Raw genomic sequence first — 17,928 nt, forward strand, 5'->3', positions numbered from 1 at the left:
AGTAGTAGACGCGAAAATTCGAATGCTGGGCTGGAAATACCTTACTTAGGCAGCAATTGCGTACATGATGCATCGCTTTTTATATGATTATGGCAAGAAGTATTTGCGCAATTTTGCGTACTTGAATGAGTAGAGATCACTATCCAAGCACGACATGGGCGCGTTGCGTTAGGGGGCAAAGTATCTGAAGGTCCAGTCGCCCTACACTCGTGCTTGAAGATCGCTAGGAACTTCTGGTAGGGCTTCATTTTCGTTTCCTTAAGCATTGTCAGTTTTTTTGATTCCAGACTTATCAAACTCCGACGCTTCGATATGTTTCCAACAGGTGTCATCTCCAACACTTGAGTTGAATACGAAGCCATTAGTGGATGGAGCGCGCTCCAATAGATAATAATCGCGTTCGGTCAATCTCGCGCATTTTCATGTAATCAAAGATATGAGAGCTGAAACTCTTTGCTTACCCATTGGCGTTAAGGAGCTTCGCTTAACTAACTCGTGGCGTAAGTCATTGAACTGAACAACGAGGCAATCACTATAAACTTTCCGAATCTAACGTGTGCTCACCTGTCTCACCAGGTGCTTGCCCGCTCTGGACCATTGAAACAATCATGCTCCAAATCGCCGCAATCGCTGCAATAAAACCTGAGTTTAAATAAGTGACTAGAACGGGCAATGCTCGCACCCATGCATCCTGTATATAGCAGCGTACCAAGAACGTCTTGGCGGTAACTATGCAAGTAACCTTTCGAGTATCGAATCGGTTCATGACATATCCGTTGTAACGATCAAAAAATTTACCGTAACGATTTCGGATCGCGCGTTGCCACTCGGCATTAGCCTTGAAGGGCGGATTTGCGTTCACAAGAGATTTTATTACCTTCGACGGTAGACAACATCTTACAATTAAGCCGCCAAAAGCTAGCGGATCAGCCAGCCTGTAATACCTCTTTACTCCCCACGCTGTCGTCTTTTTCGGATCTTCGATTAAGCTGGAATCTAGTGCATTGGTCGACGAGCAGACCAGTGAGTACCCTAGTCTTCCGAGTAAGGTCCTGAGACAGAGGGCGAACAACAAATATATCTCCTGGCGGCGTCACATGCCGGCTCATGACTGGCACGAGCGCTCCTGAGTTTAAATGCTCTTGAATCAGGCAGGTCGGGAGGCAAGCAATGCCAAGACCAGCCAACGACGCTGCAAGTAAGGCCAGCGAATCATCTGCTTTGTATCTACCTTGCGGATGGACGGAGACTATTTTCCCTTCATCGATCAGCTGCCAGCACTCAGTACCCCTTGTTAGTGCTTCACGCTGAAGAAGATCCTGAATACCTTTGGGAGTTCCGCATGCCCGGATGTAGCTGGGACTCGCGACGATCGTCAGGGGCACTGATCCAATCTTCTGCACGCTTAAATTTGTATCCTGCAGCGGTCCAAGCCGCACCGCGCAGTCAAAGCCCTCTTCGGTGAGATCAACAATATTGTCACTGTATGATGTATAAATTTGTAGTTGTGGATGAAGACGAGCCATTTCAGTCAAGGCCGGTGCGACGTGTGTCATGCTCAACGATATTGGCGCCGCGATTCGGAGCCTTCCTCGCAAGTTCTTAGAAGACTGTGTAGCTTCTCTCGCAACATCAATCTCTGCACATGCACGGAGTGCATGATCCCTAAACATCTGCCCAGCTTCCGTAAGGGCAGCCCCGCGAGTCGAGCGGGACAGCAACTGGACGCCCAGCTCTTCCTCCAGTCGGACAAGACGACGACTCACAATTGACTTCGGTAACCCGAGCCGAAACGCTGCTGCAGAGATTCCGCCAGCATTCGCAATCTCCACAAATGTCCTTAATTCTTCGATTTGCACGAGTGTTCTCCAGGTTGTCGTTAGCGGAAATGCGGCTTGATACATCGTTAGCGTATTGGGTACTTGTATCAAAGGGGCGACGCCAGCAATCAAGCAAGTGGCTTACCCGATTGCCCTAGTATCCAAGTCGAGTGTCGTGACTACTATCGCGCCACTGCCGTCAATTACCGCAAAACGTTACTAATCATGTATATGAAGATACCGATACAACCAGCACCCAACAATGATCGTTCGTGCGGTTGATTGAACAATCCTGATGCGCCAGCCGATACGCTTGGCACGCTCACTTACCAGTAGGCCTGGCGCTCCTCCGTCTCTTCCTGTGCTTTGCTCAACTACCATTGGTGGTTTTGCTTCCGGAAATAGGACTCGATTAGCAGGTTGATCTTATAGCTATCTGGGTAAAGATATCAGGGAGCGGACAGCCGGAAGATTTAATCTGAGGTGAGATTTCGGCGACGATAAAGAGTGGTGCTCCGATAAACGCAGGCGAATGCTCTGTTGTTAAGTACGCTACGAGCAATAGCTCACGAGGCCGGGACAATAGCGGTGTGCGTACTTGCGTTTGAAAGGGGGAATGTGATAGGGGGGGGGGCTCAGATCATCCTATTGCCGTAGAATACCTAGGTTGCCATTCGAAACAACATTACGTAATGTTGGCTTTTTTGCGCCTTCAAAGGTATCGCGATATTCCTGTTTTGCAATCGATGGACTTGCTATATCTGGCACGCAGATTTAGTTTTCGCTTGTTTTAACGGCGAATAGTTATGCTACCGGCAACCATTGAAAGTTGGAGTTTTTTCGGCTTGAGGTTTGAAGAATTATTCTCTGCTATGTGCAAATATATAGACTAGGTGTAATTGAACCAGCGGGGATAGCGGTAGGTTTGCCAGAGAACGTTCCCTGACTAGAGGTAGTGAAACGTACTTGGAACGGCGTACTTTATCGTGTCGCGGTGTTCCAATGTAAAGTGAATTCGTTGTCCGTTTCCCATATCTCGAAAAAACGCGGCTAGAAAGTAATTCTCGAGGAAGTTGGCGGGACTTGCAGGGACCGGTATCGTCCAAACACGCCTTGCGCGACGGGTCATGTCTCCAAATGCCTGCATTACTCTCCAGCTGACCAAGAAGTATGGGGCCATACAACTGCTGCTCGGATTGTTGATGCCACGTTGAGTTTCGACTTGGACGTCTTAAGGGAACGATTAGCTTTAGGACTCGACCCTAGGAAGAGTAGCGTTCCACTAGCTAGGTCCTCCAATGAACGTATCTGCACGCTAGTAAAACTTCTTTCAGAAGCATTGAGTTGCCTGGATCCAGGAATGAAGCTGCATGGGGGGATTGATCACTGCTATTGTGTTGTAGGTATTCGACGCTATGCGAATTAATGAGGAACGAGCGGGAAAGCTCGCTCCATGCCAGCTCCGCCGCGTCACCGGCTTTATTGAAGAGCATTTTCTAGAGCGGATTGAACTAGGAATCTTAACTGCGCAACTTAGCTTGTCTCACGCATATTTGGTCGTGCGTTCAAAGCGTCAACAAGGTTAGCACCGTAACAGTGGCAATTCAACGCTCACATTAAACGTGCTCAACAGTTGCTATGTTCGTCTGATGTGTCGATTGATGAGATCTCATTGGCAACAGATTTTGCGGACACTGCTCACTTCCATCGCGCGTTTAGAAAGATCATCGGGCTGTTTCCAGCCGTTTGGCGCATCGAGAAGAAGCGATAGGCCCTAAGAGTCGAGCATTATAGCTCTCAGGCTTTGCGCCGAAATTGGTCTTGCGAGTGCTCATATCATGCGGAACCAGCTAGCGAACACATCGTAAGCGTGATTCGTCAAATCAACCGAGCTCTTTGATTTTGGTCTGGAAAGTTCATTTAGATCAGGATTGTTCTAGTTGTGTGAGATGGTAAATCGTTACGATTTCTTAGCACCGTTAGCCGAGTTGTAGTCTAAAGCTTAGGTACTATTGCTTGGATGATATTTGCGTACTTCTTTCGAAAATGAATAAGCGATTGGGTTAAGCATTTTCGCATCCTTACTAGAAGCGTGATTCCGGCGAATACTAAGGCGAATCGAAATCGTGATGTTCTCACCAGAAGTCGTGATAGTTTGTAGGAGCCTTGAGGAGTTACGCCTGCATGCTGATTTCTGCGGCATTGCGACTAAACCGAAACGGTTGGAGCGGTACAGTAAATTGTTCAGCGAGAAAATCGATCAGCGCTCGGGTTTTTCGGCTTGGGTGCTGCGATGGCGGACGAAGAACAAAGATGTCGATGTCGGGAATCCGATAGCGAGTTAAGACAGGGACGAGTGACCCAGACTTGAGTTGATCGTTCACAAGGCAAGTAGGGAAGTAACCAATACCGAGGCCAGCAACGGCGCCTGCGACCAGCGACATCGCGTTATCAGCTTTGAAACGTCCTTGCGGATGAATGGAGACGATCCTTGCTCCGTCCAGAATGTTCCAGCACTCGGTACCTCTCATCAAGGCTTCGTGGTTGAGCAAATCCATGGTTGACTCTGGCGCGCCATGCTGGGCGACGTAGCTTGGACTTGCGACAATCGATGCCGGCACGGACCCAATCTTTCGGGCGATGAGGTTCGAATCCTGGAGGAAGCCCAGTCGTATCGCGCAGTCGAATCCCTCACCGATCAGGTCAACAATGTGATCGCTGTACGAAGTCAGGATGTGCAGATCGGGGTGACGACGAGCAAGCTCCGCTAGAGCCGGGGCAAAATGGGTTGGCCCAAGAGTTGCTGGGGCTGCAATGCGCACTCTGCCTCGTAGCCGCCCTGTAGACTGTGTGGCTTCTCTGCCAATGTCGATTTCCGCACATGCCTTTAAAGCGTGATTTCGGAACATTAGCCCAGCCTCCGTTAAAGCAGCCCCACGGGTTGATCGCGATAGCAGCTGGACTCCCAACTCTGTCTCCAAACGGGCGAGGCGCCGGCTCACGACTGATTTCGATAGGCCGAGCCGAAATGCTGCGGGCGAAATTCCGCCTGCGTCCGCAATTTCGACAAATGTCCTCAATTCTTCAATTTCCATAATTGTCTCCTGTTCGATCGTTGCCTGCTAGCGCGCATGCCGCAGCGCCCGAAATGTTGTATTGCCTATCAAGCATCGACCTTCGCTTAGGAGTCGACTTCACTCTATGCAACGGTCCTAGCTTCTCGCAAAAGGACATAGCATTTGGTCGATGTCGAGCTCCAGTGTCAGCTTCACTTAACACTTCGATAGCAAGACGATAATGAGCACCTGCCGCCGAGACAATGTTTGTTCCTGCGATTAATGGAACGATTTTGCTGTTCTTCACCCAGGGTGAGTAAAGTAGAGAGCGACGGGCAGTGCGTGACATTTCGCTTAACGGACCCGCCAGTAGGTGCGGGCCGCATCAACTAGCGCGAGCGCGAGACTGGTTAGCGACTGGGGCCAATCACATTCGACGAGCAGCACCTTGGGGCTATGAACGCAAGGTGCTAATGCCACCACAGGCAGATGACACCCGGCGTCTGCCAAATACGGTTCGCGCCGTGGGGCGACTTGCATACGGGGCGCAGCAACGCGGCCTCCGTTGCGCTATGCAAAGGTCCAGCGTAACAATGTGCGAAGCGTTGGCATTCAACAGGGTAGGGAATAAGTCTGGAGATTTACGGCGCCGACAGACTGTCATGTCAATTCTATTGTGCGGAGCTCGATAGCTGCAGCTCGGAGGAGCGCTCGCCGCGCAATGCAGGCGCGGATGACGTCTTGCGTGGCAAGGTTGCACGCAAGACGGCGCTGACGTGTAGAACTTGCACGCGACCGAGCTATTCGCCAGTCAAAAGCAAAGCTCCTGAAGGTGCCATGGATTGGCGATTCCGATCAGTACCTAGTGCACCAGACGGAAGCCGTCATCGAGCCGTCTGTGGCGAGCAAGGACGACAGTTACGACAATGCTATGATCGGATGACTCCGAGGCTCGACTCAGATAAATTGATCCACCACGGCGTTTGCCGAAGACGCACAGCCTTGGAACTGCCCACGTTAGAATGGTCTCTTTTTGGGTTACCATCCACTGCTGGACCTGCAAGGCCAATTACCGCATGCTATACCTGCAGCAAATTACTGAAAGTACATGGGCAGTCAAGGATTTCCGACCTAACTCACATCGGCCAGGCCACGAAATCCAACGCAGTCAAATTTTAGGTTTATGCTTAGCTCAATACTCCCGTGGCGCTGTCGACGCGCTCATGCCGATCCCAGCTGTTTGAGAAAGCCTAGCAAAGCTGCATTAAGGCGCTCGGGTGCTTCGTGTTGCACCCAGTGACCAACGCCGTCCAATCGCACTTGAGCTATCAAATTTGGTTGCGTTCGGCGCAGCTCTGCTAACTCGGGAGGTTTAGGATGGAAAAATCGACACAGTCCGTCCTCCCCACCCCATACATATAGTGACGGCTGAGTGATCGGTGCATCCTTGAACGCTGACAGTTCAGCAAAGCTGATGGGAAGTGCGCGATAGTAGTTCAGTCCTCCCACAAAACCGGTTTGTTCAAAGTTACGAATTGTGTGGATGACATAGTCATTATTAGCCCAGGTAGGTAACGCAACGGGGGCCGGTCGCAGGATGCTTAAATCTGGGTTAATTGGATCCCAACGTTGTCCCGACGGTGGGCTGGCTGAAGCCCAATAGAGTATCGATCGAATTGAAGACGCTGCCGGTTTGAATGCAGCCTCCGCACCTGGCTTTAGCCAATCAAGTGCATAATATCGGTCGCCTAGTCCACGACGGCGTATAGCTTCCCATGCGTCAATATCACCTCGTGGTGAGTAGGGAATACTGATGCTGACCAAGCCCCGGAAGCGCTTTGGATACATTAGCGCTGCTCTTTGAGCATGATCAGCTCCCCAATCATGCCCAACGATAACTGCTGACCGGATTTTCAGCGCGTCTAGAACACCTACGAAGTCTGCGACGATATGACGGGAACTGTACAGGCTTGCTTGGGACGGCGAATAGCTCCTCCCGAAACCCCGCATGTCGAGTGCGACTGCGCGGTAGCCTGCTTCCGCTACCGCTCGCATTTGTTGCCGCCAAGTTAGAGCAGTGTCCGGAAATCCGTGGCAGAACAAAACTGCGGGCCCGTTACCGTGATCAAGAACGCTAAATCGGCCGCCATTCACTCGTAAGGAATGTCGGCGAAGCGGGAATTGGCTCGATCCGCCAGCACCTTCTGCGCTTGCCGTTGCATGGACGCCAAGCCCTAGTAAAGTAACTGCATTTAGAAACCTTCTTCTGCTATCTGATTCCACTGCACTATCGCGTGGGACGGGTAATGGAGGGTAATCGCGTACCGGCATTTTTATTCCTTTGTAAATACATCACCAAGCTAACATATTCTTGTTAAGGCTAGACTTCCCCGAACTGAAACGCGCTTGGATAATCGAAGTTTGTCGTTATTCATCTTGAGGCCCGACTTACCATCGGTCATCCCTAAATAGCAGACACCAATTAGATCTTCAACTTTGGCCAGGACGCTTCGCCAGGATAATTTTGTCTAGAAGATGCATGATTCCTCCAGGCGAAAAGCCTTGCCTTGAATGAATACAGCATGAAATTTTTCTTAACGGAACGATAGTAGGTTAAGATGACGTGAGACACTTATTGGAGACACCAATGTACGACCTCAACGATATTTACTATTTTGTGAAGGTCGTTGAACACGGCGGCTTTACGCAGGCTGGGCGAGCGTTAAACGTCGCGAAATCCAGGCTCAGTCGTAGGATTGCTGCGTTGGAGGAGCGGTACGATGTCCGGTTACTCCAGCGCTCAACTCGTCACTTCTCCGTTACTGAAACGGGGCATGAGTTTTACGAGCGATGCGTAGCGGTGCTATTGGAAGCTGAAGCAGCGCACGATGTAATCGAACGCAAGCAAGTTGAACCGCAGGGAACTATCCGGATGACGTGCCCGACCGCGTTGTTAAGATATCGTATTGGCGATATAGTAAGTCGTTTCATGGTGAAGTATCCCAAAATTAACGTTCAGCTTGAAGCAACGGACCGCCGTGTCGATGTCTTAGGGGAGCGGCTCGATTTGGCGTTGCGTGTGCGCTTCCCCCCGCTAGAGGATAGTAACCTCATAATGCGCGTCCTTTCAGAGAGTCCCCATCGCTTAGTTGTCTCTCCTCAATTCCTAGAAGAGCGCGGACTGCCGAAACATCCTGCCGATCTAAGTGGCTTACCTAGTATAGGTTGGGGCCCCCCACGTGATCACTTATGGGACTTGCTTGGGCCGGACGGTGTCGAAGCGCAGGTTCGGCACCATCCGCGGTACATTACGGATGACTTGACTGCGCTTCGTCAAGCGGCACTGCACGGCGTTGGTATCGCTCAGTTGCCCTGCATGGTGGTCGAAGAGCAGCTGAAGGATGGGACACTCGTAGATATCATGCCAGGCTGGGCACCGAAGAGTGGCATTGCTCATGCAGTGTTCCCTTCTCGCCGTGGATTGTTGCCAAGTGTACGTTTGCTGATCGACTTCCTCGTAAAGCACTACCCTCGTGTGAGCGATGTACGACCGGAGGAGTAATTTCATTTTTTTGGTTGTTCGCGGCGTTGAATAATTCCCACATAATGTTTGCTTGTTGCAATCCCATTAGGCCAAGATCTCTTGAGCTGCTGTTTTTTCGTCTTACCGCAGGGTTCACCGGTTCACGGTTGAATAGATTGTTTTTCAGGTAAAGGAATGAATTCAGCATCGTCGGCATCCGGTAGTTTCATACTACCTGTTTGCCAATCCGAGACTGCTTGAGCGATTCGGGCTTCGGACGAAGATACAAAATTCCAGTAGAGATATCGTGGCCCAACTGGCTCTCCTCCAAGGAGCATTACTATCGAATCTTCCAAAGCTCTTAAGCTGGAAGCACTTGCACTCAAAATAAGCATATTTCCGGCTCCATATCGCGAGCCACTCACTTCTACTGATCCAGATGCGATATAAATCGCACGCTCTTTGTACCCATCCGGTATCTCGGCGATTGCCCCAGTCATCATGTCGAGATGAGCGTAGAACAACGGCGACAGCGTCTTAACATTAGCTGTTAAACCATAGGCGCTACCAGCTATAAGTTGCCCGACAATTCCGTTAGCACGCCATTGCGGAAGGTCATCGTCCGCATGATGTGAGAATGACGGAGATATTTCCTCATACTCAAACGGAAGCGCGACCCACGCTTGGATGCCATGCAAATGGTCCCCAATCGCGCGGGCGCGCTCGAAACGCTCGCTATGTGTAATTCCTTTGCCAGCGGTCATCCAATTGACTTCACGCGGATTAATCGCTTGTTCGTAACCCAAACTGTCTCGATGCATCATCTCGCCCGAGAATAGGTAAGTAACGGTCGACAAGCCGATATGCGGGTGTGCGCGAACGTCGACCGTGCTGCTAATCCCTTTCGGTAAACTCAAGGGACCCATGTGATCAAAAAATATGAATGGTCCTACCATTTTCTGCTTGACGAAAGGGAGAACGCGCCCAATCTCCAATCCTCCGCCAAGACTACGGCGTCGCTGCGGAATGATTAGCTCGACCATGGCAATACTCCTGATTATTAAATTAGACTGTCGGCGAGCGCGTCAACGATCGCCGACAAAATTGCGATCAATGCTGATTGGACTCCTGGAACGCCTTTTCAGCGTTGAAGCCGTCGTGGTTCTCGAAAACATTCATGAAACCTGGAACAGTGTCCTTGCGTGCCCAATCTCGTTGAAGCTCACAATACAACTGAACGCGACTAATAAGTTTTACGCCAGCTTGTTCCATACGGCGCAAAGCGGTCTCATGAGCGGCGACAGACGTGCCGCCCACGGCATCAACAACGGCGTAGACTTCAAAACCTTCTTGAATTGCGTCAAGTGCTGGAAATGCGAGACACACTTCAGTCCAAAGGGCCGTCATGATGAGCTTTTTGCGTCCAAAACCCTTGACAGCTTCTTTGAACTCTGTGTCTTCCCAAGCGTTCACCGTTGTACGGTCATAGGTAGGCAAGTGACCTAAGAGCTCCTGGAGTTCGTTAATTGCCGGCCTATTGAGTCCCGTTTTAACATTCACTGTTGAATGAACAATCGGAAGTTTATAGTTAAGTGCTGCCTTGGTGGCACTAACGATGTTGAAGACGAGTTCGTCACGTGGCATTGAGCGGATTGAGGCAACCTGAACTGGCTGGTAATCGATGACGATAAACATCGAATTCTCGGGGGTCAGCAGATGATCAGTTGCGGGATTACGGATTTTTTCGGATGCCATGGTAAGCCTCGTGAAAAGAGTTAGTCGACGAGATGATCGCTGATTCGATGCATCTCGCATATCATTGTTGACTGTTTCTCGTTGCTTCGGTAGCACCAGCTTGGTTCACACTGCGTCGCAATTTTAGGAACACGTGGTTACGTTGTTTTAGTGCGGTAACGAACCATGCAGCATAGATTGTCGACCGCACCTCTAAGCTGAGCGGCTCAAATTAGTTTGGCCGTCTCTTCCACTTAACACCAAGTATGTAATTCTTGGGTTCGGCGAATGCTAGCCCCGCAGGAGCGGGGTCTCGAGCTGCGGGCTACCAAGGCTTACGCCGTCTTTCGTGCAGGGAGTATTTTCTGTATCGCCATATTCATTTCATTACAGACGTTAGCTGCGTACACTTGGAAAACCGTACCTGCCTCCGTCAGAGTAGCACCACGATTGGACCTAGAAAGAAGTCGAACGCCTAAGTCAGCTTCGAGTCGGGCGAGGCGCCTGCTGACAATCGATTTTGAAACACCAAGTCGGCGTGCGGCGGGTGTAATGCCGCCTGCGTCAGCGATCTCCACGAAGGTTTTCAACTCTTCAATGTCCATACCGAGGCTCCTGGTTTTTTTACCGGATCGTTGCCGTTAACACACGGCGTTCAGAGATCAGTTAGGGGTTACCCGTATCGCTGAGCCGTAGGCGCGTTATAGTTAACCGAAATTCTCGCCTTTATTCTTTCGCGAAGGCTGTAAGTACAAGCGATCGCGCCCTGACATCGCGTCACCCCGGACTTGATCGGCCAGCCGTTCGACGTCTCTCATGCGGACGTCTTGGGCTGCTTCAGAAACAGCATCTTCAGAGTATCCGAGTGCTCTTAAGCTTTCTGCGCCCATTATGTAAGCGGATTCGACAGTCTCGCGAATCTGAAATCTCACATCAGCTCGCACTAGCTCGACCGCATGGGAGCGATCATGACTTCTCACTAAAAGCTGTGCTCTTGGAAACTCATGCTGCACAAGCTCAACAATCTGAAGGGCAGCCTTTGCATCGTCTACACAGACCATGATCGCATCTACCTCTGCCGCGCCCGAGTGGCGGAGCGTAGACAGTCTCGTACCGTCTCCAAAAAAAACTTTAAAGCCATGCCGCTCCGCGTCGCGAATCCGGTCAGGGTTTTCGTCAATGACTGACAGGCTAATGCCGCACGAAAGGGGTGCTTGCGATGCAATCTGCCCGAATCGTCCAAACCCAATTAGAAGAATTCGCCCTTTTAGGTCCTTAGCCGGTTCAGTCCCATCCATAGATGCTTTTTTTCGTAGCAACCGATCAGCCATCAGCAATAGTAGAGGTGACACAGTCATGGAAAGGATCACCACAGTAGAAAAAACGGCATTCTCCCTGGCGCTCACAATACCGTACGATGTCGCTGAAGCATACAGCACGAATGCGAATTCACCACCTTGTAAGAACATTGATGTTCGCCGCATTGCTTGCTCTCCCGTGCCCCCGAAAAGCCGTGTTACCGAGTACACGGCAATTCCCTTCACGAACATAAATGTGATCAGTAGGGAGAGCAGCAACTCCCATTCCGCTATGACGATCGAAATATCCAACGACATACCAACCGCGAGAAAAAAAAGTCCCATCAATAGTCCGCGGAATGGTTCGATGTCACTTTCGATCTGGTGCCGAAAACTAGAATTCGACAACATGACGCCTGCTAGGAACGCGCCCATGGCCATTGAAAGGCCAGCAAATTCCATGAGCAAAGCCGCGCTTAGAACTACTAACAAAGCGCCTGCGGTGAGAACCTCGCGAGTCCGTGCTTTGGCTAAAAGCGCAAAAAATGGGTCAAGTCCCCAATGCGATACGACTAGTAAGGAAAGTATGGCTAGCACGGCAATGCTCGCGCCTGTCCAGCCGCTTTGTTCTTGGGCTATAGGGGACAACAATGCTACTACTGCTAGGAGGGGAACGATCATGAGATCTTCGAACAACAAGATAGCGACTGACTTTTTACCCTCCGCAGTTGATATTTCTCCCCGGTCTTGCAGTGCTAACATAATCACGGCAGTAGAGGAGAGTACAAATCCTGCTCCCGCGACAAAAGCAGTTGGTGCGGAGAGACCAAAGATTGTGTATCCCGTGATCGCGAGTAATGCTATCGCAGTGGCCACCTGGGCAAACCCAAGGCCAAAGATATGGCCTCGCATCTCCCACAGTTTTACTGGCCGGAGTTCTAGCCCAATTATGAACAAGAACATCACTACGCCGAGTTCGGAAATGTGAAGAATCGACTGAGCATTCGTAATCAAGCCCGACGCCGATGGGCCAACCAAGATGCCGGCAGCAAAATAACCCAGTACGGATCCGAGGCCTAGTCTACGGAAGAGGGGAACTGATAACACGGCAGCTCCCATTAAAATGACTGCCGGGCCTAATGTTTGTCCCAAACTAGAACCTGCCATTATTTAACCCTTTTAAAATGAAGCGTGATCCAAGCTAAGGCCCCAGAAAATAATCCGGTTCGAAAGGGCTTCAAATTCTTCTTTTGTCATGGTCGTTCCTTTGGGCATCGAATTTAGTGAGAATTTTCGATACCCTTTGGCATGACTTGGATGTGAAAGAATACCTGTCAAATGGTACCCACGACTAGACCTTACGCTGATACGCACTGTCGCAATCGCGGGAACGGTTTGATGGGTTAGACTGCGTTGATCTCGTGTACTCAGCCTAGGACTTGAGTTCCAAGTCTTACATGAGAAGCCCGTGGACTCTCGTGGGTACACGCGAAAGAGGCAGATTTATGAGAGAACAGATGAAATGTTTCTTGCAACATTGCCACAAGTCTCCACACTGCGTAAACTTCGGCAGCATGTCACACGACTGTTATTGCCGCACTCTCCGGTGGTGGAGCGAGACAAAGAGGTGTTGTTCTAAAATGTTCGATTAGTAGGTCGATAAGCAGGCGAACTTTATTAGTGGTATGTTGTCCTGGTGGTCTTACAACATATACTCCGCTCGACGGTGCAGGGTATCGGCGCATGATAGGGACAAGCGCGCCTGAATCCAAATGTTCTTGGACAAGTCCCGTAGGTAGGCATGCGACGCCTATTCCAGTCAAAGCTGCATTGACCAGCGCCAGGTTGTTGTCGGCCTTGAAGCGGCCCTGCGGATGAACCGTCACTACTGTAGTACCATCTTTAAACTGCCAAGACTCAGTGTTTCGGGTGAGCGCTTCATGTGCAGAAAGGTCGTCAGGTATCTTAGGTTCGCCATGCTTCTTAATATAGTCAGGACTGGCTACGAGGACGGAATATAGTGGTGTGATTAAGCGGGCCACAAGGTTCGAATCAGGGAGAAAGCCCAAGCGTATGGCGCAGTCGAACCCATCGGCAATTAGATCTATAACGCTATCGCTATAACATGCCTGGATGTGCAACCGGGGATGGCGGCGTGACATCTCTGCAAGAATCGGCGCGAAGTGAGTTGCGCCAAAGGCTAGGGGAGCCGATAGACGTAATCGTCCGGTGAGTTCACCAACGGGTTTGATCGTTTCTCGCGCAAGTTCAATTTCGGCACACGCGCGAGCAGCGTAGTCTCGAAACGCCACGCCGGCCTCTGTGAGGGCGGCACCACGAGTCGTGCGCAACAGCAACTGCGTTTTCAGGTCGTCCTCAAGTCTAGCGAGGCGACGGCTGACAATCGACTTAGATACTCCAAGACGAAATGCCGCAGGCGTGATGCCGCCTGCATCCGCGACCTCCACGAAGGTCTGTAGCTCATCGATACCCAATTTTGTACTCCTGTGTAAGTGAAAAGCTCACTGGAACGATGTCGCTGGCCTGGCTCGGGTTGCCCTTAGATTAGGAAGCATCCCTAATACTGCCGAACATACCGCTCTGCAGATCTGCGAACGCGGTGCAGATCTCCTGTTCTGAATTCATGACAAACGGGCCGCTGCCTACCACCGGCTCATCGATTGGGATTCCACTTAATACAAGAATAGTGCACTCTGATTTTGCCTCGATTCTGAGGTTAGAGCAGTTTTCGCTAGCCAACGCCCACTCATTTTCTCGAATACTATCGGTACCGTTTAGCAATGCGTCTCCACGTATCATGACTAAGCAGGCAGTGCGGCCTGCTTTTAACGGTAGCGTTGTCGTGTGACATTTCTTGAGTCTTACGTCCCAAAGGTCAATGGTAGTGAAGGTACGGGCCGGTCCTTTGCGATTGAAGAGCTCCCCTCCGATCAGGCGGACATTTCCTGCATTATTTGGCAGGGGAACGACTGGTATACGTGCGGCCGAGATGGTCTGATATGCAGGCGCAGTCATTTTATGGGCTGCTGGTAAGTTCACCCAGAGCTGAACCATTTCCAGCACTCCGCCAGCACGCATGAATGCGTCTGAATGGAACTCATCGTGAAGAATTCCTGACCCGGCCGTCATCCACTGTACGTCCCCAGGACCTATCAGGCCACCATTGCCAGCCGAATCACGATGGGCAATCTCACCTTGATAGACGATCGTAACGGTTTCAAACCCTCTATGAGGATGTTCGCCAACACCTCTCGGAATTTGCGACGGCGGGAATTCAGTGGGGCCGGCATGATCCAGTAATAGGAAGGGGCTGACATGTCGCGCCATGTCGTGATACGAGAACAAAGTTCGTACAGGGAAGCCATCACCAACCCAATGAAGGTTGGAAGCAGTGAACTTTCCAACGACAGACTTCATGTTTCCTCCTCGTCAATACGAGCATGATAGATCGTCGACGTAAGAGTAGATAGTATGCTTACTAATCAACAGTGTTCTGTTTTTAGAACACTAACGGGTGGCATCTGCTTTTGAATCGGGTCAGAACATGCTCGATGCAGCTGGCAGGCTCGGACCCAACCAGGAAAAGCGTGAACTTGTGACTAATGCGGACGAAGGCCGGCTAACTGAGGTCTACCTGTGAACGCAGTTGCAAAATTAGCGACACAGAGTTCCCTCGGCAGGGGTTGTGCGGCACGGCCAAGCTTGTAAAGTGGTCGCCAACTCACTCTTGTCAGATTTTAAAAGGAATTTTCATGTACACCCTTTACTACAAGCCCGGAGCTTGTTCGCTCGCCGTTCACATCGTGCTTGAATGGGTTAATGCAGAGTACAAAGCCGTCAGAGTTAACAAAGCAGACCAAGATTATCTGTCCATAAACCCGGCAGGCGCAGTCCCAGCTTTGGATATTGGGAATGGAGTGATCTTGACTCAATGTTCCGCAATTCTCCAGTTTCTAGCGAGACAGTATCCGGAGGCGGCGCTCGACGCGCATCCAGATGCTCAGTCAGAGGCGCAGCTCGCTCGATGGGCCGCTTTTCTCACAGGAGATCTACACCCTGCATTCTTCCCAGTTTTCATGCCTGAGCGTTATACAACTGACACTTCTGAAATAGCGTTGAAGAATGTAAAGGCTGCGGGGCTCTTGCTCGTAGAGAAGAAGCTGCGAATTATTGATCAGCATCTGCAGGGGCGAGACTACTTCTTGGGATCGCGGCGAACGTATGCCGACGCCTACTCGGTCCCTATGGTGAGGTGGGCAAAGAGCCTGTTGCCAGGAGGTCTCGCACGGTTTAGCAATATCGAACGCCACCACGAGCAATTAACCAAGGATAAAACAATTGTGCAAGTAATGAAGGATGAAGGCATTTATGACCGTTAGCAAACGGCTCAAGTGTTGCCTTGAAGTTTGACTTATGCTGCAGAAGTGGCTGTTGTCTATGCGACATGCGGTTTAGCGGCATATGCCTTACTGATGCGGAAGCTGTGTTCACAATTATTTAGCGTCAAATTTCAGGCTCGAGTCCATATATAGGCTAATTTGCTAGAGTTTGATAACGTTCGATATTTATTTTCATGGGCGAAGCTATGGGATCTCGTCGGCTAGGCTTGTGCGCAATCTTATTATCTCTTTCGCTGATAAGTGGGTGTGCACTCTCACCGCAAAATCGCGCTCGAAATCTGCCCGCGCATCCAAAAGTAGCAGGGGAGCCCGTGCTTATACCGAGGCCTCTCGGCGAAAACGTACTGGCATTGTCGTTCTCGGGCGGAGGGATGCGTGCAGCAGCGTTCTCGCTTGGCGCCCTTCAGGGGCTCGATGCGCTCCGTGTAACCAAGGAGAGCAGCTTGCTGGACGATTTATCATTCATCACAAGCGTTTCCGGAGGGTCGATTACGGCTGCGTATTATGGGATTCATGGGAAAAGCGCTCTTGTAACGATGCGCCCACATGTGCTGCTAAAAGATGGTGAAACACATATGCGGCTAAGCTTGCTTAACCCGACAAATGTTTTTAGGCTGCTAGCGGGAGGCCTTAATGACCGAAATCAGCTACAAGCCTGGCTCGATAGGGATATTTTTCATGGGGCGCGCTTCAACGAAATGCTTGACTCAAGCAAGCCAGATATATGGATCAATGCTACTAACGTGTACGATCGAATATCATTTCCCTTCCATCAAAGAGCTTTTGACGCGCTCTGCAGTGACCTTGCAAGCTTCCCCGTATCCGAGGCTGTCGCCGCTTCAATGGCGGTTCCGTTGGTATTTGCGCCTGTTATACTGCGCAAGTATCCGGAATCATGTCAGACACAATTGCCTAACGTAGACAGAATTGACGACGCTGATCGGCCATTGTTGACACAAGCATTAGCGCGTGCAATCAAGCAGTTTCGTGACCCGACAGCTGGTCAATTTTTAAAGCTTGTGGACGGTGGCATCACCGACAACTATGGCCTGGCAAGCATTCAGCAGTCGCGCCTGCTCCTGGGCACCCCTTACGGCCCGCTAACTTCGGAAGATGCCATCAACATCAAGCGTATGCTCTTTATCGTGGTCGATGCTGGCCTTGCACAACGTGGTGATTGGAATAGAAGTGAGCAAGGTCCGTCGGGAATTGAACTTGCAAGTGCGGCAATTGATTCAGCCATAAACACAAATGTGCGAATGAGTTACGATAATTTTGTACCAATGATGAAGCAATGGCAAAAGGATATTATTACGTATCGTTGCCAGCTGCCTACTGATCAAATAGCGAAAATAGTCAAAACTCGGCCAAGTTGGCGTTGTGATGACGTGGAATTTTCGGTGACACGTATCGCTTTCAATGATCTAGACCCTGAGCGTGCAGCACGACTAAATCGGATTCCAACTAGCTTACGTTTAACTTCTGAGCAGGTTGATGAGCTTATTGCTGCGAGTCATGAGGCGATTATCCAAAACGACAAGATTGAAAGATATTTTCAGGTTACTAGGAAACATTAGCGGGAGATGGCGACTCGCTTCTTTTTACCGCTAAAATAAATTTGCAAAGAGCGTAGCAATTTGCAAAGGTCAAGCGGGAGTTGCTGTCTCGTTCAATCAACAGGGACGGGGACGCTAAAGGCTGTCTTTTCTGCATCCCAAAATGGAAGCGTCGATTAGCTCGGCGGGATTTTGTTGTTCCTAGTGCCATGCGGCGGCGGTACACTGATCACGGTCGCTGACAGCTGAAACCCAGCTGGCTGACCACAAATCTCATGGATGACACAACGATAATATTGATGAGCAGTGTATCGAACGAATACTGCAATTTTACGATCCCGCTAACACTACCGCACCGCGGGAATAGCGTTGAGCAGCTCAACAGCAGACTGCAGGGGTGCCGCTACGGGTGCTTAGGTCAAAGCGCGCGTCTTGCTCATATGAGTAATGGCCGGGGCTGAGGCTTCCCAAATACAAAGGCGCTTCCTTCTCGCCCATAACGAAACGTATGAGGCACTGG

The 17,928-nt window shown here is 50.6% G+C and carries 13 protein-coding genes; 4 read left to right on the forward strand and 9 right to left on the reverse strand.

Annotation, left to right across the window (positions count from 1 at the left end):
- Positions 1 to 926: 926 nt before the first annotated feature.
- Positions 927 to 1,859 carry a LysR family transcriptional regulator gene (locus B0920_RS03305; RefSeq protein ID WP_078031146.1) on the reverse strand — a complete coding sequence of 311 codons (933 nt, stop codon included), beginning with the start codon at positions 1,857 to 1,859 and terminating at the stop codon, positions 927 to 929.
- 1,576 nt (positions 1,860 to 3,435) lie between these two features.
- Here B0920_RS03305 and B0920_RS26515 point away from each other — a divergent pair.
- Positions 3,436 to 3,591 (forward strand): helix-turn-helix domain-containing protein, encoded by a 156-nt coding sequence (locus B0920_RS26515; protein WP_078031147.1) that lies wholly within the window; start codon positions 3,436 to 3,438, stop codon positions 3,589 to 3,591.
- 403 nt (positions 3,592 to 3,994) lie between these two features.
- Here B0920_RS26515 and B0920_RS03315 read toward each other — a convergent pair whose 3' ends face one another.
- Together B0920_RS03315 and B0920_RS03320 are read right to left on the reverse strand one after the other, a co-directional pair.
- Positions 3,995 to 4,915 (reverse strand): LysR family transcriptional regulator, encoded by a 921-nt coding sequence (locus B0920_RS03315; protein ID WP_078031148.1) that lies wholly within the window; start codon positions 4,913 to 4,915, stop codon positions 3,995 to 3,997.
- Positions 4,916 to 6,097: 1,182 nt separating this feature from the next.
- A complete protein-coding gene (locus tag B0920_RS03320) occupies positions 6,098 to 7,207 on the reverse strand; it encodes an alpha/beta fold hydrolase (RefSeq protein WP_078031149.1) in 1,110 nt (369 codons plus the stop codon).
- Positions 7,208 to 7,523: 316 nt separating this feature from the next.
- Here B0920_RS03320 and B0920_RS03325 point away from each other — a divergent pair, with 316 nt between their 5' ends.
- Positions 7,524 to 8,438, forward strand: a complete 915-nt coding sequence (locus tag B0920_RS03325) for a LysR substrate-binding domain-containing protein (protein ID WP_078031150.1) — start codon at positions 7,524 to 7,526, stop codon at positions 8,436 to 8,438.
- 122 nt (positions 8,439 to 8,560) lie between these two features.
- Here B0920_RS03325 and B0920_RS03330 read toward each other — a convergent pair whose 3' ends face one another.
- The 6 genes from B0920_RS03330 to B0920_RS03355 form a co-directional block, all read right to left on the reverse strand.
- Complete coding sequence (locus B0920_RS03330) at positions 8,561 to 9,442, reverse strand: pirin family protein (protein ID WP_078031151.1); 882 nt, start codon at positions 9,440 to 9,442, stop codon at positions 8,561 to 8,563.
- A gap of 67 nt (positions 9,443 to 9,509) precedes the next feature.
- A complete protein-coding gene (locus B0920_RS03335; protein WP_078031152.1) occupies positions 9,510 to 10,154 on the reverse strand; it encodes a hydrolase in 645 nt (214 codons plus the stop codon).
- Positions 10,155 to 10,468: 314 nt separating this feature from the next.
- Positions 10,469 to 10,738 carry a LysR family transcriptional regulator gene (locus B0920_RS03340; protein WP_078031153.1) on the reverse strand — a complete coding sequence of 90 codons (270 nt, stop codon included), beginning with the start codon at positions 10,736 to 10,738 and terminating at the stop codon, positions 10,469 to 10,471.
- A gap of 102 nt (positions 10,739 to 10,840) precedes the next feature.
- The gene (locus B0920_RS03345; protein ID WP_078031154.1) at positions 10,841 to 12,598 is read right to left on the reverse strand and encodes a monovalent cation:proton antiporter-2 (CPA2) family protein; all 1,758 of its coding nucleotides are present in this window, start codon (positions 12,596 to 12,598) and stop codon (positions 10,841 to 10,843) included.
- 410 nt (positions 12,599 to 13,008) lie between these two features.
- Positions 13,009 to 13,926, reverse strand: coding sequence for a LysR family transcriptional regulator (locus tag B0920_RS03350; protein ID WP_078031155.1), 918 nt, complete (start codon positions 13,924 to 13,926; stop codon positions 13,009 to 13,011).
- 70 nt (positions 13,927 to 13,996) lie between these two features.
- Positions 13,997 to 14,869, reverse strand: a complete 873-nt coding sequence (locus B0920_RS03355) for a pirin family protein (RefSeq protein WP_078031156.1) — start codon at positions 14,867 to 14,869, stop codon at positions 13,997 to 13,999.
- A gap of 335 nt (positions 14,870 to 15,204) precedes the next feature.
- On the opposite strand from B0920_RS03355, the gene B0920_RS03360 reads away from it, so the two are divergent.
- Both B0920_RS03360 and B0920_RS03365 read left to right on the forward strand, forming a co-directional pair.
- Positions 15,205 to 15,831: a glutathione S-transferase family protein gene (locus B0920_RS03360; protein ID WP_078031157.1), complete on the forward strand. Its 627-nt coding sequence runs from the start codon at positions 15,205 to 15,207 to the stop codon at positions 15,829 to 15,831.
- 206 nt (positions 15,832 to 16,037) lie between these two features.
- On the forward strand, positions 16,038 to 17,429 hold the full coding sequence (locus B0920_RS03365) for a patatin-like phospholipase family protein (RefSeq protein WP_078031158.1): 1,392 nt from the start codon (positions 16,038 to 16,040) through the stop codon (positions 17,427 to 17,429).
- The last annotated feature ends 499 nt before the right edge of the window (positions 17,430 to 17,928 follow it).

Origin of the sequence: Massilia sp. KIM, assembly GCF_002007115.1 — a bacterium.
In the GTDB taxonomy this organism is placed as follows: domain Bacteria; phylum Pseudomonadota; class Gammaproteobacteria; order Burkholderiales; family Burkholderiaceae_D; genus Telluria.